This is a genomic window from Pseudomonas sp. 05L36, assembly GCF_056398125.1.
This window is the reverse complement of record NZ_JBFTOU010000004.1, coordinates 55,683-75,279: the sequence shown is the minus strand read 5'-3', so window position 1 is coordinate 75,279 and position 19,597 is coordinate 55,683. Positions and strand designations below refer to the sequence as shown.

General features: G+C 60.2%; 19 protein-coding genes and 1 pseudogene. 5 read left to right on the top strand and 15 right to left on the bottom strand.

All coding sequences use genetic code 11. The features are described 5' to 3' along the window. Positions 1-6: 6 nt before the first annotated feature. The 5 genes from recG to exbB form a co-directional block, all read right to left on the bottom strand. Entirely contained in the window at positions 7-2,082 is a 2,076-nt protein-coding gene (recG, locus tag AC1DKH_RS05925) for an ATP-dependent DNA helicase RecG (protein ID WP_223460471.1), read from the bottom strand. A 9-nt stretch (positions 2,083-2,091) separates the two neighbouring features. Beyond that, entirely contained in the window at positions 2,092-3,021 is a 930-nt protein-coding gene (locus AC1DKH_RS05920) for a LysR substrate-binding domain-containing protein (protein ID WP_477763048.1), read from the bottom strand. A 186-nt stretch (positions 3,022-3,207) separates the two neighbouring features. After that, positions 3,208-3,957 (bottom strand): energy transducer TonB family protein, encoded by a 750-nt coding sequence (locus AC1DKH_RS05915; RefSeq protein ID WP_477797705.1) that lies wholly within the window; start codon positions 3,955-3,957, stop codon positions 3,208-3,210. Further along, complete coding sequence (gene exbD / locus AC1DKH_RS05910; RefSeq protein WP_477797704.1) at positions 3,954-4,382, bottom strand: TonB system transport protein ExbD; 429 nt, start codon at positions 4,380-4,382, stop codon at positions 3,954-3,956. Before exbD ends, AC1DKH_RS05915 begins: the two co-directional genes overlap by 4 nt. Positions 4,383-4,388: 6 nt before the next feature. Continuing rightward, on the bottom strand, positions 4,389-5,360 hold the full coding sequence (gene exbB / locus AC1DKH_RS05905) for a tonB-system energizer ExbB (protein ID WP_477763046.1): 972 nt from the start codon (positions 5,358-5,360) through the stop codon (positions 4,389-4,391). 188 nt (positions 5,361-5,548) lie between these two features. Between exbB and AC1DKH_RS05900 the strand changes: the two genes are divergently transcribed. Continuing rightward, complete coding sequence (locus tag AC1DKH_RS05900) at positions 5,549-6,406, top strand: SDR family oxidoreductase (protein WP_477797703.1); 858 nt, start codon at positions 5,549-5,551, stop codon at positions 6,404-6,406. Positions 6,407-6,500: 94 nt separating this feature from the next. Here AC1DKH_RS05900 and AC1DKH_RS05895 read toward each other — a convergent pair whose 3' ends face one another. The 6 genes from AC1DKH_RS05895 to AC1DKH_RS05870 all read right to left on the bottom strand — a co-directional run bounded on the left by AC1DKH_RS05895 (position 6,501) and on the right by AC1DKH_RS05870 (position 11,808). Beyond that, positions 6,501-7,241 (bottom strand): hypothetical protein, encoded by a 741-nt coding sequence (locus AC1DKH_RS05895; RefSeq protein WP_477797702.1) that lies wholly within the window; start codon positions 7,239-7,241, stop codon positions 6,501-6,503. A 67-nt stretch (positions 7,242-7,308) separates the two neighbouring features. Further along, complete coding sequence (locus AC1DKH_RS05890) at positions 7,309-7,689, bottom strand: RidA family protein (protein ID WP_003229509.1); 381 nt, start codon at positions 7,687-7,689, stop codon at positions 7,309-7,311. Positions 7,690-7,717: 28 nt separating this feature from the next. Continuing rightward, positions 7,718-9,823: a bifunctional GTP diphosphokinase/guanosine-3',5'-bis pyrophosphate 3'-pyrophosphohydrolase gene (gene spoT, locus AC1DKH_RS05885; RefSeq protein WP_477752264.1), complete on the bottom strand. Its 2,106-nt coding sequence runs from the start codon at positions 9,821-9,823 to the stop codon at positions 7,718-7,720. Positions 9,824-9,880: 57 nt separating this feature from the next. Continuing rightward, positions 9,881-10,144, bottom strand: a complete 264-nt coding sequence (gene rpoZ, locus AC1DKH_RS05880) for a DNA-directed RNA polymerase subunit omega (RefSeq protein ID WP_477797701.1) — start codon at positions 10,142-10,144, stop codon at positions 9,881-9,883. 167 nt (positions 10,145-10,311) lie between these two features. Beyond that, entirely contained in the window at positions 10,312-10,932 is a 621-nt protein-coding gene (gmk, locus tag AC1DKH_RS05875; RefSeq protein ID WP_046038947.1) for a guanylate kinase, read from the bottom strand. 12 nt (positions 10,933-10,944) lie between these two features. Continuing rightward, on the bottom strand, positions 10,945-11,808 hold the full coding sequence (locus tag AC1DKH_RS05870) for a YicC/YloC family endoribonuclease (RefSeq protein WP_477797700.1): 864 nt from the start codon (positions 11,806-11,808) through the stop codon (positions 10,945-10,947). Positions 11,809-12,076: 268 nt separating this feature from the next. Here AC1DKH_RS05870 and rph point away from each other — a divergent pair, with 268 nt between their 5' ends. From rph to gltS, 3 genes are all read left to right on the top strand, one after another. Further along, entirely contained in the window at positions 12,077-12,799 is a 723-nt protein-coding gene (gene rph / locus AC1DKH_RS05865; RefSeq protein WP_007989575.1) for a ribonuclease PH, read from the top strand. 28 nt (positions 12,800-12,827) lie between these two features. Next, complete coding sequence (locus AC1DKH_RS05860) at positions 12,828-13,196, top strand: DUF4870 domain-containing protein (protein WP_477763041.1); 369 nt, start codon at positions 12,828-12,830, stop codon at positions 13,194-13,196. A gap of 383 nt (positions 13,197-13,579) precedes the next feature. After that, the gene (gltS, locus tag AC1DKH_RS05855; protein ID WP_477797699.1) at positions 13,580-14,785 is read left to right on the top strand and encodes a sodium/glutamate symporter; all 1,206 of its coding nucleotides are present in this window, start codon (positions 13,580-13,582) and stop codon (positions 14,783-14,785) included. 106 nt (positions 14,786-14,891) lie between these two features. Here the strand turns inward: gltS and AC1DKH_RS05850 are convergent, their stop codons facing one another. Beyond that, positions 14,892-15,671, bottom strand: coding sequence for an exodeoxyribonuclease III (locus AC1DKH_RS05850; protein WP_003176915.1), 780 nt, complete (start codon positions 15,669-15,671; stop codon positions 14,892-14,894). Between the two features lie 82 nt (positions 15,672-15,753). Between AC1DKH_RS05850 and pyrE the strand changes: the two genes are divergently transcribed. Then, the gene (gene pyrE / locus AC1DKH_RS05845) at positions 15,754-16,398 is read left to right on the top strand and encodes an orotate phosphoribosyltransferase (RefSeq protein WP_008047079.1); all 645 of its coding nucleotides are present in this window, start codon (positions 15,754-15,756) and stop codon (positions 16,396-16,398) included. A 177-nt stretch (positions 16,399-16,575) separates the two neighbouring features. Here the strand turns inward: pyrE and argB are convergent, their stop codons facing one another. The 3 genes and pseudogenes from argB to dut all read right to left on the bottom strand — a co-directional run bounded on the left by argB (position 16,576) and on the right by dut (position 19,596). Then, on the bottom strand, positions 16,576-17,481 hold the full coding sequence (gene argB / locus AC1DKH_RS05840) for an acetylglutamate kinase (protein WP_008047078.1): 906 nt from the start codon (positions 17,479-17,481) through the stop codon (positions 16,576-16,578). 17 nt (positions 17,482-17,498) lie between these two features. Then, a pseudogene (locus AC1DKH_RS05835) lies at positions 17,499-18,875 on the bottom strand (phosphomannomutase/phosphoglucomutase); the annotation flags it as partial. A 265-nt stretch (positions 18,876-19,140) separates the two neighbouring features. Continuing rightward, the gene (dut, locus tag AC1DKH_RS05830) at positions 19,141-19,596 is read right to left on the bottom strand and encodes a dUTP diphosphatase (protein WP_007975171.1); all 456 of its coding nucleotides are present in this window, start codon (positions 19,594-19,596) and stop codon (positions 19,141-19,143) included. Between the last annotated feature and the right edge of the window lies 1 nt (position 19,597).

Below are 19,597 nucleotides of genomic sequence, written 5' to 3'. Positions count from 1 at the left end.
CGGTGCTTACACTTGGCCGTATTGCTGCCCGTGACGCAGCCAGCGGTCGAGTAGCGGGCTTACGTGGGTCGGCCAGCGTTCGAGCAATGCCTGGGCTGCATCCCGTACGGCGGGCAACAAATCGGCATCGCGCATCAGGTCTGCGACCTTGAATTGGAGCAGGCCGGTTTGCCGGGTGCCGAGCATTTCGCCGGGGCCGCGCAGTTCCAGATCCTTTTCGGCGATGACGAAACCATCGTTGGTTTCGCGCATGATGCCCAGGCGCTGACGGCCGATTTGCGACAGCGGCGGATGGTAGAGCAGCACGCAATGGCTGACGGCGCTGCCCCGGCCGACGCGGCCGCGCAACTGGTGCAGTTGCGCCAGACCCAGGCGCTCGGGGTTCTCGATGATCATCAGGCTGGCGTTGGGTACGTCCACGCCCACTTCGATCACCGTGGTCGCGACCAGCAGTTGCAGGTTGCCGGCCTTGAACTCGGCCATCACCGCGGCTTTTTCTGCAGGCTTCATGCGGCCGTGGATCAGCCCGACCTTCAATTCGCCGAGGGCTGCGGTGAGGTCCTCATAGGTGGTTTCGGCGGCCTGGCAGGTCAACTCTTCCGACTCTTCGATCAGTGTGCAAACCCAATAGGCCTGACGCCCCTCGGCGCAGGCGCTACGCACCCTCTCGATGACTTCGACCCGCCGGGTGTCGGTGATCAGCACGGTGTTGACCGGGGTTCGGCCCGGTGGCAGTTCGTCGAGGATCGAGGTGTCGAGATCTGCGTAGGCGCTCATCGCCAACGTGCGCGGAATCGGCGTGGCGGTCATGATCAATTGATGCGGGCACATGCGCCCGCCGACGCCTTTCTGCCGCAAGGCCAGACGCTGCTGCACGCCGAAGCGGTGCTGCTCGTCGATGATCACCAACGCGAGGTTCTTGAATTGCACTTCGTCCTGGAACAGCGCGTGAGTACCAACCACCATCGGTGTGCCGCTGGCGATTTGCTCCAGCGCAGCCACGCGGTTCTTGCCTTTGAGCTTGCCGGCCAGCCACGCGACTTCGATGCCCAGTGGTTCGAGCCAGCGCTTGAACGTGATGAAGTGCTGCTCGGCGAGAATCTCGGTGGGCGCCATCAGGGCGACCTGATAACCGGCCTCCAACGCTTGCAGTGCAGCGAGGGCAGCAACCACGGTTTTGCCGGCACCAACGTCGCCCTGGATCAGCCGCAGCATCGGTTCGTGCTGGCTGAGGTCATAAGCGATTTCGTTGCCGACCCGTTGCTGGGCGCCGGTCGGGTTGAAGCCGAGGTTGGCCAGGTATTTGGCCGGCAGTTGGGTGGCTTTGGGCATCGCTGGTGCACGCAGGGAGCGCATGCTTTCGCGCAGACGCTGTTGCGACAATTGATGGGTCAGCAGTTCTTCGAAGGCCAGACGGTGCTGCGCCCAGTGGTGACCGAGGGCCAGCTCATCGACATCGGCATCGGCGGGCGGGTTGTGCAGGTAGCGGATCGCATCGGCCAACGGCGCCAATTGGTAGTCGCGGGCCAGTTCGTTCGGCAGCCAGTCGGGCAGGCTGCTGGGGCCGAGCAGGGTAAGGGTCTGCATGCACAACTGGCGCAAGCGCTGTTGGGTCAGACCTTCGGTGAGCGGGTAGACCGGGGTCAGGGTTTCATCCACCGGCGGCGGTTCGTCACCAGTGATGGCGCGGTATTCCGGGTGGTAGATCTCCAGCCCCGAAGCACCGGGCCGCGCTTCGCCGTAACAGCGAATCCGCGTGCCGCGTTTGAGGCCTTCTTTTTGCGCGTTGCTGAAATGGTAGAAACGCAGGCTTAAGCCCCCGGTGCCGTCCTGCAGTCGAACCACCAGGCTGCGCCGACGGCCCATGACCACGTCGGCGCCGCTGACGGTGCCTTCGATGACCGCGTCCTGTCCGGGTCGCAATGCGCCAATCGGGACGACACGGGTGCGGTCCTGATAGCGCAGGGGCAGGTGGAACAGCACGTCCTGGAGGTTTTCCAGGCCGACCTTGGCCAGTTTCTCGGCCATGGCTTCGCCGACACCCTTGAGTGCCGTCACCGACACTTGCGACAACTCGCTCATGACCGGTGCTTAGCCCGCAGCGACTTGTGCCGCTGGCTTGGCCACCGAGCATAGGCGAATGGAGTCGGCGAGGATTTCAATCGCCTTCGGACGCGGGAAGCTGGCGCGCCAGGCAATGGCCACGGTGCGGAAGGGTACGGGTGCCGACAACGGGCGCACTTCGATCACGCCGGGGGCGTAGTGATGGCTGTCGACCGCCGACAACGGCAAGATCGAAATACCCAAGCCGGATGCGACCATGTGGCGAATGGTTTCCAGGGAGCTGGATTCCACCGTGGTGTGCTTGGCGCCGTCGTTGCCTTTGGTCAGGGTCGGGCAGGCTTCCAGTACCTGATCGCGAAAGCAGTGACCTTCGCCGAGCAGCAGCAAGCTCTTGTCGTTGAGCAGGCTGGCGTCGATGGAATCTTTTTGCGTCCACGGGTGCTGCGCTGGCATGAGCACGTAGAACGGCTCGTCGTAGAGTTGCAGGGTCAGCACGTCGGCTTCATTGAACGGCAGGGCGATGATGATCGCGTCGAGTTCGCCGTTGCGCAGTTTGTCGCGCAGCACGTGGGTGAAATTTTCTTCGATGTACAACGGCATCTGCGGGGCGACCCGGTGCAGTTGCGGAATCAGATGCGGAAACAGGTAAGGCCCGACGGTGTAGATCGCGCCGACTTTCAGAGGGGCGGTCAGTTGATTCTTGCCGGCCTGGGCCAGTTCGCGGATGCCCTGGGCTTGTTCCAGCACTTTCTGCGCCTGGGCGACGATGCCTTCGCCGACCGGGGTCAGGCGCACGGCGCTTTTGCTGCGCTCGAAAATCAGCACACCGAGTTCGTCTTCAAGCTTTTTCACGCCCACCGAAAGGGTCGGCTGGCTGACGTGGCAACGCTCGGCCGCGTGGCCGAAGTGCTGCTCTTGGGCGAGGGTAACGATGTAGCGTAATTCTGTAAGAGTCATAGCAAGCGTCCATGAAGTTGCGGGCCAAGCATACCGGCTGCAATCGATAGACGCACGTTATCAGACTGTACGTGTCGAGTGACACCGGGCAATGCGAAAGGCAAAAAAGATCGCAGCCTTCGGCAGCTCCTACAGGGATTACATCAACCTGTGTAGGAGCTGCCGAAGGCTGCGATCTTTTGATTGTTAACGCCGGCGTTTTTCCAGCGAGTAAACAAAGGGTGCAACGATTTCGATGGAGCCATTGGTCAGCATGTCGGACGGTGGTTTGGGCAGCGGTTGAGCGCGGCGGATCATTTCCAGGGTGGCCCGGTCCAGATCGGCAGTGCCCGAGGCGCCGACCAGCTCAAACGACAACACATTGCCTTCGGCATCCACGACGAAACGCAGACGGTTCATGCCTTCCTTGCCCCGCGCCTGGGCACTTGCAGGGTACTTCTTGTACTTCTGCAGGTGCGCCAGCAAGGTGCCTTGCCAGCTGGCCTTGGCCGTCAGTTGAGCTGACGAAGGGCCGGGCGCAGGCTGGGCGGATTTCTCCGTTGGCGTTTGAGTCTGTTGCGTTTCGGCCGGTTTCTCTTCGGCCGGCTTTTCTTTCGGCGGTTCGGGTTTCTTCTCTACCGGCTTGGGCGGCTGAGGCTTCGGCTTGGGTTTGACCGGCTTGGGCACGGCAATTTCAGCTTTCGGCGCTTCGGCGAGCTTGGGTATCGGCAGTTCTTCAACCGGAGCCGGTGGCTGCGGCGGGGGGACGACCTTCGGCGGAGCAGGCGGTGGCGGGGCAGGAACCGGTGCCAGTTCGACCATCATTGCCTGAGGGGGCAATTCGATGGGCGGACGGCCGGACCAGTTCAGCGCGAGCGCGATGGCCAGCGCGTGAACACCCAGCACTACTGCCAGGCTACCGCTGTAACGCGTCAGCTTATGGCGCGTCGTGATCATTTCTTGGCTGCCGTCTCGAGACCGACCAGACCCACCTTCAGGTAACCGGCGGAGCGCAGGTTGTCCATCACGCTCATCAGGTCGCCGTAATCCACGCCTTTGTCGGCCTGGAAGAAGATCGTCGTGTCTTTCTTGCCCTGGGTCCTGGCGTCGAGCGTGGCGCCGAGTGCTTCGGCTTTCACCTCGTCTTCGCCGAGGAACAGGCGCTGGTCAGCCTTGACGCTGAGGAACACCGGTTTCTCTGGCCGCGGCGCCGGCTTGGCGGTCGAGGCGGGCAGGTCGACCTTGATGTCCACGGTGGCCAGCGGGGCCGCCACCATGAAGATGATCAACAGCACCAGCATCACGTCGATGAACGGCGTGACGTTGATTTCGTGGTTTTCGGACAGATCGTCGTCTGGCCCTTCTTTCAAATGCAGGCCCATGGCCGATTACCCCACTTTCACCATGTGCGGTTGCGAGCTGCGCTCAGGCTGGTGGTCGAGGTCGCGGCTGACCAGCAGCAGGACCTGTGCCGACGCGTCGGACACCTGAGCCTTGTAACCGGCAATGGAGCGGGCAAAGACGTTGTAGATCACGACCGCAGGGATCGCTGCAACCAGGCCCAGCGCGGTAGCCAACAGGGCTTCGGCGATGCCGGGAGCGACGACGGCGAGGTTGGTGGTCTGGGTCTTGGCAATGCCGATGAAGCTGTTCATGATGCCCCAAACGGTGCCGAACAGGCCGACAAACGGGGCAGTGGAACCGATGGTGGCGAGTACGCCGGTGCCGCTGCTCATATTACGACCGCAGGCCGCGACCAGGCGCTCAAGACGGAAGCTCACGCGTTCCTTGATGCCTTCCTTCTCGCGGCTGTTGACCGACAGGCGCATCTCTTCGAGGGCGTCGTGCACCAGCAGGTTGGCCAGGGTGCCTTCCTTCGCCGCAGTGGCGCTGGCTTCCTTGAGGGAGGCGGATTTTTTCAGTTGGGCGATTTCACCGCGCAGACGACGCTTGGCGCCCATCAGCTCAAGACCCTTGGCGATCCAGATGGTCCAGGTGATGATCGAGGCGATGGCCAGGCCGATCATCACGATTTTTACGATGATGTCGGCGTTCTTGTACATGCCCCACGGCGACAGGTCATGGGCCATGCCCAGAGTGTTGTCGGCTTCGAGGACTTCAGGGGCGTCTTCACCCAGCGTTTCTGCCGGTGCGGCCTGGGCCGGATCGGTCGCGCCCGGAGCAGCGACCGGTGTGGCGTGATCGGCCGGAGCAGGTGCGGTGGCGGCTGGTGTGGCTGGCGCCTGGGCATCGGCGAAAGCGGCGACTGGCGCGAGCATCAGGCTGAGGAGCAGGGCGGCCACCGCGCTCCAGGCGCGAGGTCGTTTGGTTGGCGAAGCGGAGAATTGATTACGTGTCATGCTGGCCGGACCTGAGAGAAAAAACGGGTGATGTTCTTCCAGGCCTCGAAAGGCCGAGAACAAAAGTGGGGTGCATTATTGCAATTAATTCTTGTTAACAGAAGTAATAGCGTCTCTTTTTTTCCTGCATTGCTAGCCGCCTGTCTATTGCCGGCGCTAGTCTGTGGCTTTCCGATGGGAGTTTTCTGATGTCTGCGCCTACTGTTTTGATCGCCGGCTGCGGTGATGTCGGCAGCCGCCTGGCCACACAATTGCTGGCGACGGGGTGGGAGGTCCATGGTCTGCGACGCGACGTTTCACGCCTGCCCAACGGCGTTATCGGTGTTGCTGGTGACCTGTTCAACAAAGATTGCCCGGCCACTTGGCCAATTGGCGCCGTGGATTACCTGGTGTATTGCGCGGCGGCCACCGATCACGATGAAGCCGGTTACCGTGCTGCCTATGTCCAGGGCCTGGAGCATGTGCTGGAGTGGCTGAACGACTACGGGCAGGTGCCCAATCGCCTGTTGTTTGTTTCCAGTAGCAGTGTTTACGGGCAACAGGAGGGCGAGTGGGTCGACGAAACTTCGCCAGCCGTGGCGGCAGGTTATTCCGGACGTGTGATGCTCGAAGCCGAGCGACTTGCCCTTAAAAGCGGCATTCCGGCCAGTATCGTGCGCTTGACCGGCATTTACGGCCCTGGCCGTGAATGGCTGCTGACGCAGGTGCGCCGGGGTTATCGCGTAGCGGTCGAACCACCGTTGTATGCCAACCGGATTCATGCGGACGATGCCGCGGGGTTGATCGCGTGCCTGCTTGAGGCGGATCGACGTGGTGTGGCGCTGGATGATATCTACATCGGCGTCGATGACGCACCGGCAGCGCTGGCCGATGTGGTGGGCTGGTTGCGTGAGTATCTGGGTGTGACTGAATGGGCCGATGACGACAGCGTGCGTCGCACTGGCAGCAAACGCTGCAGTAATGCGCGGGCTAAAGCCTTGGGCTGGACGCCGAAGTACCCGAGTTTTCGCGAGGGGTATGCGGCGATCATTGAAGGGTGCTGTTAGCTGCTAATAGCAAAAGATCGCAGCCTTCGGCAGCTCCTACAAGGTTACATCTACACCTGTAGGAGCTGCCGAAGGCTGCGATCTTTTCAGAGATTTATTGCTTTTCCAGCAACCACTTGCGCTCGCCCGGCGTAAACGAGGGCATCTCGTCAGCCTGCGCCGTGTTCACGGTCTGGAAAATCTCCAGCTCTTTGCCCTTTCGCGCAAAGATCCAGGCGTTGCCCTGGCCATTTTGTTGCAGCCACATGTTGTCGTTGCCGCCGCTCATGGATGCGCAATCGCCGGCCAGGCACAGCGCATAGCGGTCGCTGCCTGGCAGGCCGGTCACCTGGCCATCGGCCTGGAATTGAACCGTGTTGCCTTCGCCTGGGCCGTTGACGATTGTCCAGCCGCCGCCCATGTAGGCTGAATACAGCGCACGTTCGAAGCTGGCGCCCATCGGTGCGCCATCCGGTACCTGGATCTGTACGCGGTCGAAGACTTGCTCAGGCTCATTGTCGCTGGCGGACTGGCTCAGTTGCTTGCCGTCACGCTTCAACTCACTGGCCGAGCTGCCATAAAAGTCGACTTTCCAGGCGCCGGACTCTTCACCCAGCAGCTTGCCGTCGACATTTTCAAAACCGTTGGTGTAGCGGGCCTGACCAGCCTTGGTGTTGATGTCCCATTCCAGGTTCGGGCCATTGGCCTGGAGCGCTTCGCGCAGGGGGACACCTTTGGATGCAGCGTCAATCGCCATCTGGTTGATCCAGGTGCCGCTGATGTCACGGTCGGCAGGGTTGCTGGCACATCCGCCCAGGATCAGGGCGAGCAGCGAGAGAGCAAGCGCGTTGCGCATGGTGGAATCCTTTCAAACTTTCTTTACAGCAGAGCAGTCGACGCAGCCTTGGGCTGCGCCGCACGCATTACTCGATGACCAGGATGGCATCCATTTCAACCTGCGAACCCTTTGGCAGGGCTGCTACACCGATGGCGGCGCGGGCAGGGTAAGGCTGGTCGAAGTACTTGCCCATGATCTCGTTGACCTTGGCGAAGTGGCTCAGGTCGGTGAGGAAGATGTTCAGCTTGACGATGTCCTTGAACGAACCGCCAGCGGCTTCAGCCACGGCCTTGAGGTTCTCGAACACCTGGACGGTCTGGGCTTCGAAGCCTTCAACCAGTTCCATGGTTTTTGGGTCCAGGGGAATCTGACCCGACATGTAAACGGTGTTGCCAGCCTTGATCGCCTGGGAGTAAGTACCGATGGCGGCCGGGGCCTTGTCGCTGGTGATAACAGTCTTGGTCATGTATGACTCCTTGTAATGAGTTGGCGAGCTATGCACGCATGCGGGTGATGCGAATCACCCCGGACAAGGCGCGCAGTTTCTTGATCACGCGGGCCAGGTGCACGCGGTCGTGCACGCTGACCACCAACTGGACCACGCTGATGCGACCATCGCGTTCGTCCATGCTGATTTTCTCGATATTGCCGTCGGCCGCGTTGACGCTGCTGGCCAGCAGGGCGATCAGGCCGCGCTGGTGCTCCAGCTCGACGCGCAGCTCGACGTTGAATTCGCCGGTGACATCCTTGGCCCACGAGAGCTGGATGCATTTTTCCGGGTTGTGCCGGATTTCGCTGATGTTGCGGCAATTATCCAGGTGCACGACCATGCCTTTGCCGGCAGACAGGTGACCGACAATCGGGTCGCCCGGGATCGGCGTGCAGCACTTGGCGTAGCTGAGCACCAGGCCCTCGGTGCCGCGAATCGCCAGCGGGCCTTCCGGACTTGGCAAATGTTCGCCTTCGCCCAGCAGTCGGCGGGCCACCACATAGGCCATGCGATTGCCCAGACCGATGTCTTCGAGCAAATCTTCGATCAGTTCGAGACGGTACTCGATAAGCATGGCCTTGACGCGTTCGGCCGGGATTTTCTCCAGCGCGCTGTCGAAACCGTTGAGGACCTTGTTCAGCAGGCGTTCGCCGAGGCTGATGGATTCGGAGCGGCGTTGCAGCTTCAGTGCGTGGCGGATGTGCGTGCGCGCCTTGCCGGTGACCACGAAGTTGAGCCAGGCCGGGTTCGGCCGCGCGCCGGGAGCGCTGACGATCTCGACCGTGGAGCCGCTTTGCAGCGGTTCGGACAGCGGCGCGAGTCGACGATTGATCCGGCAGGCGATGCAGCTGTTGCCGACGTCGGTGTGTACCGCGTAAGCGAAGTCGACCGCCGTAGAGCCCTTGGGCAGCTCCATGATCCGGCCTTTGGGCGTGAACACGTAGACCTCGTCCGGGAACAGGTCGATCTTCACACTTTCGATGAATTCCAGTGAGTTGCCGGCGCGTTGCTGCATTTCCAGCACGCCTTTGACCCACTGGCGGGCGCGGGCGTGAGTGCCTTTCGGCTGCTCGTCACCGCTGGACTTGTACAGCCAATGGGCGGCGATGCCGTTGTTGGCCATCTCTTCCATTTCACGGGTGCGGATCTGGATCTCGATCGGAACACCGTGCATGCCGAACAGCGTGGTGTGCAGCGACTGATAGCCGTTGGCCTTGGGGATCGCGATGTAATCCTTGAAGCGTCCCGGCAGTGGCTTGTACAAATTATGTACAGCGCCCAGCACGCGGTAGCAGGTATCGACCTTGTCGACGATGATCCGGAACGCGTAGACGTCCATGATCTCGTTGAAGGCCCGACGCTTGCCGCGCATTTTCTTGTAGATGCCGTAGAGGTGTTTCTGCCGGCCGCTGACCTCGCCCTGGATGCCATCGATGGCCAGGCAGTGGCTCAAGGACTCTTCAATCTTGTTGACGATTTCCTTGCGGTTGCCCCGGGCGCGTTTGACCGCCTGGTAGATCCGCGCGGAACGCATCGGGTGCATGGCCTTGAAGCCGAGGTCTTCGAATTCTATGCGGATGGCGTGCATGCCCAGCCGGTTGGCGATGGGCGCATAAATTTCCAGGGTTTCCTTGGCGATGCGTCGGCGTTTTTCGCCGGACAACACTTCCAGGGTGCGCATGTTGTGCAGGCGGTCGGCCAGCTTGACCAGGATCACGCGAATGTCGCGGGCCATGGCCATGGCCATTTTCTGGAAGTTTTCGGCTTGTGCCTCGGCCTTGGTCTCGAAGTTCATCTGGGTCAGTTTGCTGACCCCGTCGACCAGTTCGGCCACGGTTTCGCCGAACTGCGCTTGCAGCGCTTCCTTGGCGATACCGGTGTCTTCGATCACGTCATGCAGCATTGCAGCCATCAGGCTCTGATGGTCCATGTGCATGTCGGCAAGAATATTCGCAACCGCGAGTGGGTGCGTGACATACGCCTCGCCGCTACGGCGGCGTTGGCCGTCGTGGGCTTGTTCGGCGTAGAAATACGCTCGGCGGACCAGGTTGACCTGGTCGTTGCCGAGGTAGGTCGATAAGCGATCGGCGAGGGCGTCTATGCTCGGCATGATATCTCCTGCCGTAAGCTTTTATCCCGCGCCGTGCTACGTCGACCAGGCATAGGCTTAGACGGCCTCGTTGGACTCGTCCTCGAATGCAGCAAAAAGCGGTTCATCTTCAACGATTTCGGCTTCGGCGATAGCTGCGTAGTCGATCAGGCCTTCAGCGATTTCGCGCAGGGCGACGACGGTAGGCTTGTCGTTTTCCCATGCTACTTTCGGCTCTTTGCCCCCGGTGGCCAGTTGACGGGCACGCTTGGCAGAGAGCATGACCAGCTCAAAGCGGTTATCCACGTGTTCTAGGCAGTCTTCAACGGTTACGCGGGCCATGGTCTTCCTCGTAGCAAATGCAATATGCGCGCTGCCCGGATGGGCGAGCGGACTCAACAGTTTAAAAAATCACCAGCGATTAGGGAAGCGCTGATTTTTTGACCAAGCCCCACAACGCGCTGCAAGTGCCAATGTAAAGCCCTTGCAGCGGTTTTGGGAAGAGTTGATTAACCGAGCAATTCAGCCAGCAATTTGCCGTGACGCTGCTGCTGACGCTTTTGAATCAGCTGATTGGCGCGGAAAATCGCCTTCAGATCGTGCAGCGCGTGGGCGAAATCGTCGTTGATGATCAGGTAGTCGTAGTCGACGTAGTGGCTCATTTCGCTGACGGCTTCGCGCATCCGGCCGTCAATGACTTCGTCACTGTCCTGGCCGCGATTGGTCAGGCGCTGGTGCAGGGCCTGCAATGACGGCGGCAGAATGAAGATCGAGCGGGCCTGAGGCATCAGCTTGCGCACTTGCTCGGCACCTTGCCAGTCGATTTCCAGAATCAGGTCGTGGCCTTCGTCCAGTGTCTGCTGCAGGTGGCTTTGCGACGTGCCGTAGAGATTGCCGAACACTTCGGCGCGCTCAAGAAAATCCCCGTGTTCGATCATCTTCACGAACTCGCTGCGGTCGACGAAGTGATAGTTCACGCCATTCACTTCACCGGGGCGCATGGCGCGGGTGGTGTGGGAGACCGAGACGCGGATCTCCGGATTGGCGTCGGTCAGGGCCTTGACCAGACTGCTCTTGCCCGCGCCCGAAGGGGCGGAAATGATGTACAGGGTGCCGGTGCTGTGTGTCATGTCGGGGTAGCCTTACTCAATATTCTGCACTTGTTCGCGCATCTGCTCGATCAACACCTTGAGGTTGACCGCAGCCTGGGTGCTGCGCGGGTCGAAGGCTTTGGAGCCCAGTGTATTGGCTTCGCGGTTGAGTTCTTGCATCAGGAAGTCCAGGCGCCGACCGGCGGCGCCGCCGGATTTGAGCACCCGGCGAACTTCGATGATGTGAGTACTCAGGCGATCCAGTTCTTCGGCGACGTCGCTTTTTTGCGCGAGCATGACCATTTCCTGCTCCAGGCGCTGCGGATCCATCTCGGCCTTCATGTCGGCGAAGCGGTCGAGGACTTTCTGGCGCTGGGTGGCGAGCATTTGCGGGACCAGTTCGCGCAAGGTCACCACGTCTTCTTCGATGGAGCTCAGGCGCTCGTTGATCAGCCGCGCCAGCTCCGCGCCTTCGCGCTCGCGGCCGGCCTTCAGTTCCTTGAGACCCTGATTGAACAGTGCCAGCGCTTCGGCGTTCAAGGCTTGCGGGTCGGTGGCGTCGCCTACCAGTACGCCGGGCCAGGCCAGGACTTCCAGCGGGTTCAGCGCTGCCGGATTTTTGATCAGGCTGGCGATGGTCTCGGCGGCGGCGACCAGTTGCGCGGCACGCTCCTGATCGATTTGCAGCGCTTTGCCGGTGTTTTCTTCGGTGAAGCGCAGGGTGCATTCGAGCTTGCCCCGCGATATACCCTGGCGCAGGGCTTCACGAACAGCGCCCTCGAGGTCGCGAAAGGACTCCGGCAGGCGCAGGTGGGGTTCCAGGTAGCGGCTGTTGACCGACCGCAGCTCCCAGCTCAGGGTGCCCTGGACGCCGGCGTTTTCGACGCGGGCGAAGGCGGTCATGCTGTGCACCATGGCGGTACCTCGCAAGGCAGATCGGCACCGAACCGAGGTTCCGGGAATCCGATATCAATGAATTAAAGCCGACTGGCAGCAAAGGCGCAGGATTGTAGCGCAGTGGCGCGGATGCGCCCAAACACACGGTGTGACAAAGAACGGCAGGCCTGCACCGACGCGCGGTACAGAGCCCTCGGTCGTCGGCGGAATTTTTTAGAAGTGCCCAGTGGCGGCCGTCGGCTCTATAATGCTCCGCAGTTTTCCGTCCCCAGTACAGGTACTCCCTATGATACGTCCAAGTGGTCGCGCTGCCGATCAGCTCCGCTCGATCCGCATCACCCGCAACTACACCAAACACGCCGAGGGTTCTGTGCTGGTCGAGTTCGGTGATACCAAGGTCATCTGCACCGTCAGCGTTGAGCCGGGCGTACCGCGTTTCCTGAAAGGCCAGGGCCAGGGTTGGCTGACCGCCGAGTACGGCATGCTGCCGCGCGCTACCGGCGAGCGTAACCAGCGTGAAGCCAGCCGTGGCAAGCAAGGCGGTCGCACCCTGGAAATCCAGCGTCTGATCGGTCGCTCCCTGCGCGCTGCGCTGGACATGTCCAAGCTGGGCGACGTCACCCTGTACGTCGACTGCGATGTGATCCAGGCCGATGGCGGCACCCGCACGGCTTCGATCACCGGCTCCATGGTTGCGCTGATCGATGCCTTGAAAGTCATCAAGAAGCGTGGCGGTCTGAAGGGGGGTGACCCGGTCAAGCAGATGATCGCTGCGGTTTCCGTGGGCATGTACAAGGGTGAGCCTGTGCTTGACCTCGACTACCTGGAAGACTCGGCCGCCGAGACGGACCTGAACGTGGTGATGACCAGCGCTGGTGGTTTCATTGAAGTCCAGGGCACTGCCGAAGGCGCGCCGTTCCAGCCTGAAGAGTTGAACGCCATGCTCGAGCTGGCGAAGAAAGGCATGAACGAGATCTTCGAACTGCAAAAGGCCGCATTGGCCGACTGACCGGACTGCTCCAGGCAAGGAGGACACCATGAGTGACGAGCAACTGCCACTGCCCACGCCGAACCAAGAGGTGCGTCAGTGGGCCATGTTTTGCCACTTGTCCGCCTTGCTGGGGATCTGGATTCCGTTTGGCACGATCATCGGCCCGCTGATTCTCTGGCAGATGAAACGCGAGATGGACCCGTTCATCGATGCCCAGGGCAAGGAAGCGCTGAACTTTCAGATCTCCGTCGCCATTGCCTCGGCCATTTGCTTCTTGCTGATGGTGGTGATTATCGGGTTCTTCCTGTTTGGCCTGATCGCGATCGGTGCGCTGGTGCTGACGATCATTGCCGGGGTGAAGGCCAATGAAGGGCAGCCTTATCGGTATCCGTTCACCTGGCGGTTGATCAAGTAAGCCAGGACGCTGGTGCTGTTTTAAGCGCAGTTCAATACAAATGCCCCGACATGTCGGGGCATTTGTATTTTTGCAATCAGATTAATCTCTTATGTTGCGTACTTGGTCGCTCGCTATTCAAATGAAGTTCATTCGTGCAAATAAAACTCCTTACACGTTTAGTCACAAACTGCAAGGCTCAGTACGGCTTGTATGCTTGGCAATGAGACTTGGCGATTGATAAAGTTGCCGCAAGTAATATTTATAAAGAAATATTTCGATATATTCGGACCATTGACGGTCTCTGAATCCAATACTAGTCAGTGTTGAGATGGATCAACCTGTTCAAGAGGCGTGTCCAGGTAAAAAGTTCGCCCCTGAATGTAAAAGCAAGAATATCCCAAATGCTTCAGCTCGATTTTTATGGAACGCTTGTCGCCGCCTCTTTAGTACTTTTGCTGGGACGCGCTCTTGTCTCACGTGTCGGCTTTTTACGTACTTATAATATCCCGGAACCTGTAGCAGGCGGCCTGGTGGTTGCCTTGGGTCTTCTGGCTTTGAGAACCCTCGATTTCGAAATCCGATTTGATACCTCGCTGCAAACTCCCTTGATGTTGGCGTTTTTTGCCACCGTCGGCTTGAGTGCAGACTTCGCCAGCCTGAAGAAGGGCGGGCGCGTCGTGGGGATCTTTTTGCTGGCGGTTGTCGGACTTCTGGTAATCCAGAATGCGATGGGTATCGGGCTTGCAACGGTGCTGGGGCTCGACCCCTTGATGGGCTTGCTGACAGGCTCGATTACCTTGGCAGGCGGCCACGGTACAGGTGCTGCGTGGGGGGCGACGTTCAGCGAGAAGTTCGGTCTGGCGTCTGCCTCTGAACTGGCCATGGCCTCTGCGACGTTTGGCCTGGTGCTGGGCGGTTTGATCGGTGGGCCTGTTGCCCGCCTGCTCATCAGTCGTGTCCAGACACCCGGCTGCGAGCAGGAAAAGCCACGGTTGCCCAAGGGCTTTGAACAACCGAACAAAGAGCGCTCGATCACGTCGTTTTCGCTAGTCGAGACATTGGCTTTGATCGCTGTCAGCCTGCTGGCGGGCTCACTCCTGAATGGGTGGCTTCAGGGGACCGCATTTGAGTTGCCAACGTTTGTTTGCGTGTTGTTCGTGGGCGTGCTTTTACGGAACGGGCTTTCGGCGCTTGGCGTGTATCAGGTGTTTGAGCGTGAAGTCTCAGTGCTGGGGAATGTCAGCTTGTCGCTGTTTCTGGCGATCGCTCTGATGTCACTCAAACTGTGGGATCTGGCTGCACTGGCTTTGCCGATCTTCATCATCCTGGCTGCGCAAACGCTGGTCATGGCACTGTTCGCGATTTTTGTGACGTTCAGGATGATGGGCAGTAACTACGATGCGGCTGTACTGGCGGCAGGGCACTGCGGTTTTGGACTGGGTGCCACGCCAACGGCCATCGCTAACATGCAAGCGGTAACGCAGCGCTACGGGCCTTCGCAGATAGCGTTCCTGGTGGTGCCTATGGTGGGCGCTTTCTTCATCGACATCATTAATGTCATCGTGATCAAGTTGTACCTTGCACTGCCGTTTTTCGCCGCGGTTTGAAGTTCAGGCCGTTGGGCCCCCCTGAATAGAACGCATAAAAAATGCCCGTATCTTGCGATACGGGCATTTTTTCGACCGTCTATCAGACTGTTCAGTGAAAAATCACTTAGATCGTCAGCGTCCAGTCGTAGTCCACGATCAGCGGCGCGTGTTGCGAGAACCGCGGCTGGCGTGGCAGGCGTGCACTGCGTACGAAGCGGCGCAGGCCCGGGGTCAGCAGTTGATAGTCGAAGCGCCAACCGAGGTTGAGCATCTCCGCCTGTTCGTTGTCCGGCCACCAGCTGTACTGGTCGCCTTCACGGCTGACTTCCCGCAGGGCGTCGACATAACCCATGTTGCCGACAATCTCGTCCATCCAGGCACGTTCAGGTGCCAGGAAGCCCGGAGATTGCTGGCTGTCGCGCCAGTTCTTGATATCCAGCTTCTGTTGCGCCACGTACAGCGAGCCACAATAAATGTACTCGCGACGTTTGCGTCGCTGTTTATCCAGATAACGGGCGAAGTCGTCCATTAGCTTGAACTTCTGGTTCAAGTCTTCATCGCCGTTCTGCCCCGAAGGGAGCAGCAAGGTCGCGATGCTGACCTTGTCGAAATCGGCTTGCAGGTAGCGCCCGTAGCGGTCGGCCGTCTCGAAACCGAGACCGCTGATGACAGCCTTCGGTTGCAACCGCGAATACAAAGCCACGCCGCCTTGGGCAGGGACTTCGGCATCGCAGGCATAAAGGAAGTAGCCATCCAGTTGGAAGGCTGGGTCATCCAGTTCAAAGGCGGAGGCACGGGTGTCCTGCAGGCAGATGACGTCGGCATTCTGTGCTTGCAGCCAACTGAGCAAACCTCGCTCCACTGCAGCCTGAATACCATTGACGTTCACACTGATGATCCGCATAAATGGCCCCAAAAATCGCGTGCGTGTATGATACACGGCGTCAAGCTAATTAGCTAAATCCGTGGTATTTGGGGTTTTTTTCATGCAAGCGTATCAGCGCGATTTCATTCGTTTTGCCATCGATCGCGGCGTTTTGCGCTTCGGTGAGTTCACCCTGAAGTCCGGGCGTACCAGTCCTTACTTCTTCAACGCCGGCTTGTTCAACTCGGGCTCGGCTCTGGCGCAACTGGGGCGTTTCTACGCCGCCGCCATTGCTGAAAGCGGCATTGCGTTCGACGTGCTGTTCGGCCCGGCCTACAAGGGCATCCCGTTGGCGGCGACCACCGCCGTGGCGCTGGCTGAACATCACAACCGTGACCTGCCATGGTGCTTCAACCGCAAGGAAGCCAAGGCCCACGGCGAAGGCGGCAGCCTGGTCGGCGCACCGTTGACCGGCGATGTGCTGATCATCGACGACGTAATCACCGCTGGCACCGCGATCCGTGAAGTGATGCAAATCATCGCTTCCCAGGACGGCGCCAAGGCCGCTGGCGTGCTGATCGCCCTGAACCGTCAGGAGCGTGGCAACGGCGAATTGTCGGCGATCCAGGAGGTCGAGCGTGACTTCGGCATCCCGGTGATCAGCATCGTTTCGCTGAATCAGGTGCTGGAGTTCCTGGCTGATGACCCGCAGCTCAAGCAGCATCTGCCGGCCGTGGAAGCCTACCGCGCTCAGTTCGGCGTCTGACGCTAGCCCCTGTAGGAGCGAGCTTGCTCGCGAAAAACTTCAACGATAACGCGGAATGACTGAGGAATCGCGGTGTTCTGACGTCCATCGCGAGCAAGCTCGCTCCTACAGGGATCGTGGGCAAAAAAAGACCCCGCTCAGCCAGGCCGAGCGGGGTCTTCTTGTTTGCGCTATCGCTTAAGGACGCTTGCGATTGCTGATCAGGGTGCCCACGCCGGTATCGGTGAAGATTTCCAGCAGGATCGCGTTCGGCACGCGCCCGTCGATGATCAGCGAGCTGCCCACACCGCCCTGGACCGCTTCCAGTGCGCAACGGATCTTCGGCAGCATGCCGCCGTAGATGGTGCCGTCGGCGATCAGGTCGTCGACTTGCTGGGTTGTCAGGCCGGTCAGGACCGTGCCCGACTTGTCCATCAGGCCGGCAATGTTGGTCAGCAGCATCAGCTTCTCGGCTTTCAACGCTTCGGCGACTTTACCGGCCACCAGGTCAGCGTTGATGTTGTACGACTCGCCGTTGGCACCGACACCGATGGGTGCGATCACCGGAATGAAATCGCCCTTGACCAGCAGGTTCAGCAGGTCGGTGTTGATCCCGACCACTTCGCCCACATGGCCAATGTCGATGATTTCCGGGGTGGTCATTTCCGGGGTCTGGCGGGTAACGGTCAGCTTCTTCGCGCGAATCAGCTCGGCGTCTTTACCGGTCAGGCCGATGGCGCTGCCGCCATGACGGTTGATCAGGTTGACGATGTCCTTGTTGACCTGGCCGCCGAGGACCATTTCCACCACGTCCATGGTCGCGGCGTCGGTGACGCGCATGCCGTCGACGAAATGGCTCTCGATCGACAGGCGCTTGAGCAGGTCACCGATTTGCGGGCCGCCACCGTGAACCACCACCGGGTTGATGCCCACGGCCTTCATCAGCACGATGTCGCGGGCGAAGCCGGTTTTCAGCTCCTCGCTTTCCATCGCGTTGCCGCCGTATTTGATCACCAGGGTCTTGCCGACATAACGGCGGATGTAAGGTAGCGCTTCGGACAGGACCTTGGCGGTGTTGGCGGCGGCTTCGCGTTCGAGGGTCATTCAGGGCTCCGGGTGAATCAGAACGGTAGTTGGAGATCAGGTGCAACGCGCTTGAGCTGGATGTGGAACACATCCTTGATGCGTTGCAGTTCAGCCTCGTCATCGGCCTCGAAACGCAGCACCAGCACCGGTGTGGTGTTGGATGCGCGTACCAGGCCCCAGCCTTTGGCATAGTCGACTCGCACGCCGTCAATGGTGGTCAGGTCAGCGCCTTCGCCCCACTGCGCATCGTGCAATGCATCAATGATGCTGAATTTGCTCTCTTCGGTCACATGGATATTGATTTCCGGCGTAGAAATATCGTTCGGGAAGGTCGCGAACAGCTCTTCGGCCGAGGATTTTTCCTTGCTGAGGATCTCCAGCAAGCGCGCGGCGCTGTAAATGCCGTCGTCGAAACCGAACCAGCGCTCCTTGAAGAAGATGTGCCCGCTCATTTCGCCGGCCAACAGGGCGCCGGATTGTTTCATTTTCTTTTTGATCAACGAGTGACCGGTCTTCCACATTAACGACCGGCCACCGTATTCCTTGATCAGCGGTATCAGGCGGCGGGTGCATTTGACGTCGAAGATGATCTCGGCGCCCGGGTTGCGCGCCACGACGTCGCGGGCGAACAGCATCAGCAGGCGGTCCGGGTAAACGATGCTGCCGGTGTTGGTCACCACGCCGACGCGGTCGCCATCGCCGTCGAAGGCCAGGCCGATATCGGCCTTGGTTTCCTTGACCTTGTTGATCAGGTCCACGAGGTTTTCAGGCTTGCCCGGGTCCGGGTGGTGGTTGGGGAAATTCCCGTCGACTTCGCAAAACAGCGGGATGACTTCGCAGTTCAGCGCTTCGATCAGCTGCGGGGCGATCACGCCGGCCGCGCCGTTGCCGCAGTCGACGACCACTTTCAGGCGACGGGCCAGCTTGATGTCCTGGACGATTTCGGTGGTGTAGCGGTCAAGGATCTCGACCTGGGTGATGCTGCCCTGGCCGCTGCTCAGGTTGTTGGTCTTGAGGCGGTCATGCAGGGCCTGGATCTGTTCGTTGGCCAAGGTGTCGCCGGCAATGACGATCTTGAAGCCGTTGTAGTTCGACGGGTTGTGGCTGCCGGTAAGCATCACGCCGGATTTGCCGGCGAGCACGTTGGCGGCGTAGTAGAGCGCCGGAGTCGGGACCAGGCCGACATCACTGACGTGGCAGCCGCTGTCGGCGATGCCTTTGATCAGTTGTGCGACCAGTTCCGGGCCGGACAAGCGGCCATCGCGACCGACGGAAACGTTTGGCTCGCCCTGGGCCAGGCTTTGGGAGCCGACGGCGCGGCCGATCCAGTAAGCGGTTTCAGCGTTCAGGAATTCCGGAACGGTGCCGCGAATGTCATAGGCGCGGAAGATGCTGTCAGGGAACTTGGGTGCGACTTTGGCCGGGGTGTTCATCTGTGGAAATGCTCCATCTCGAAAGTGGCTGGACAGGCCGCCGATTCATTCGGCGGCAGGTTCAAACTGAAGGGTATGACGGCGTTTTCCACAGAGAGTTCGTGGTATGAAAGGGCCATGACACCCCTGACGGCAAGGGTTTGACCGGGCAATGCCTTGATTTTCGGAGCTAAACCTTGCAGATGACAATTTGAATTTTGTGGCGAGGGAGTCCGTTCCCCACCACAAGAAGAGCGTGACCGGATCAGCGGGTACCGGTATGGCCGAAACCGCCAGTGCCGCGCTCGGTTTCAACAAACTCTTCAACCATTTCGAAGTGAGCTTGCACCACCGGCACCAGCACCAGTTGCGCCAGGCGCTCGCCGACTGGCATGGTGAATTCGGTCTGGCCACGGTTCCAGCAGGAGACCATCAATGGGCCTTGGTAGTCGGAGTCGATCAGCCCCACCAGGTTGCCCAGTACGATGCCGTGCTTATGGCCCATCCCCGAGCGCGGCAGAATCAGCGCCGCCAGGTTCGGGTCGCCGATATAGACCGACAGGCCAGTGGGGATCAGCACGGTTTCACCCGGCTTGATCACGGTGTCCTGCTCCAGCATGGCGCGCAGGTCGAGGCCGGCAGAGCCCGGTGTGGCGTATTGCGGCAGCGGGAATTCGGTACCGATGCGGGGGTCGAGGATCTTGGCTTGCAAAGCGTGCATG

What these genes read in the sequence shown, in the direction of transcription:
- recG (WP_223460471.1), bottom strand. Translation starts at nt 2,082, where the DNA reads ATGAGCGAGTTGTCGCAAGTGTCGGTGACGGCACTCAAGGGTGTCGGC.
- AC1DKH_RS05920 (WP_477763048.1), bottom strand. Translation starts at nt 3,021, where the DNA reads ATGACTCTTACAGAATTACGCTACATCGTTACCCTCGCCCAAGAGCAG.
- AC1DKH_RS05915 (WP_477797705.1), bottom strand. Translation starts at nt 3,957, where the DNA reads ATGATCACGACGCGCCATAAGCTGACGCGTTACAGCGGTAGCCTGGCA.
- exbD (WP_477797704.1), bottom strand. Translation starts at nt 4,382, where the DNA reads ATGGGCCTGCATTTGAAAGAAGGGCCAGACGACGATCTGTCCGAAAAC.
- exbB (WP_477763046.1), bottom strand. Translation starts at nt 5,360, where the DNA reads ATGACACGTAATCAATTCTCCGCTTCGCCAACCAAACGACCTCGCGCC.
- AC1DKH_RS05900 (WP_477797703.1), top strand. Translation starts at nt 5,549, where the DNA reads ATGTCTGCGCCTACTGTTTTGATCGCCGGCTGCGGTGATGTCGGCAGC.
- AC1DKH_RS05895 (WP_477797702.1), bottom strand. Translation starts at nt 7,241, where the DNA reads ATGCGCAACGCGCTTGCTCTCTCGCTGCTCGCCCTGATCCTGGGCGGA.
- AC1DKH_RS05890 (WP_003229509.1), bottom strand. Translation starts at nt 7,689, where the DNA reads ATGACCAAGACTGTTATCACCAGCGACAAGGCCCCGGCCGCCATCGGT.
- spoT (WP_477752264.1), bottom strand. Translation starts at nt 9,823, where the DNA reads ATGCCGAGCATAGACGCCCTCGCCGATCGCTTATCGACCTACCTCGGC.
- rpoZ (WP_477797701.1), bottom strand. Translation starts at nt 10,144, where the DNA reads ATGGCCCGCGTAACCGTTGAAGACTGCCTAGAACACGTGGATAACCGC.
- gmk (WP_046038947.1), bottom strand. Translation starts at nt 10,932, where the DNA reads ATGACACACAGCACCGGCACCCTGTACATCATTTCCGCCCCTTCGGGC.
- AC1DKH_RS05870 (WP_477797700.1), bottom strand. Translation starts at nt 11,808, where the DNA reads ATGGTGCACAGCATGACCGCCTTCGCCCGCGTCGAAAACGCCGGCGTC.
- rph (WP_007989575.1), top strand. Translation starts at nt 12,077, where the DNA reads ATGATACGTCCAAGTGGTCGCGCTGCCGATCAGCTCCGCTCGATCCGC.
- AC1DKH_RS05860 (WP_477763041.1), top strand. Translation starts at nt 12,828, where the DNA reads ATGAGTGACGAGCAACTGCCACTGCCCACGCCGAACCAAGAGGTGCGT.
- gltS (WP_477797699.1), top strand. Translation starts at nt 13,580, where the DNA reads ATGCTTCAGCTCGATTTTTATGGAACGCTTGTCGCCGCCTCTTTAGTA.
- AC1DKH_RS05850 (WP_003176915.1), bottom strand. Translation starts at nt 15,671, where the DNA reads ATGCGGATCATCAGTGTGAACGTCAATGGTATTCAGGCTGCAGTGGAG.
- pyrE (WP_008047079.1), top strand. Translation starts at nt 15,754, where the DNA reads ATGCAAGCGTATCAGCGCGATTTCATTCGTTTTGCCATCGATCGCGGC.
- argB (WP_008047078.1), bottom strand. Translation starts at nt 17,481, where the DNA reads ATGACCCTCGAACGCGAAGCCGCCGCCAACACCGCCAAGGTCCTGTCC.
- dut (WP_007975171.1), bottom strand. Translation starts at nt 19,596, where the DNA reads ATGCACGCTTTGCAAGCCAAGATCCTCGACCCCCGCATCGGTACCGAA.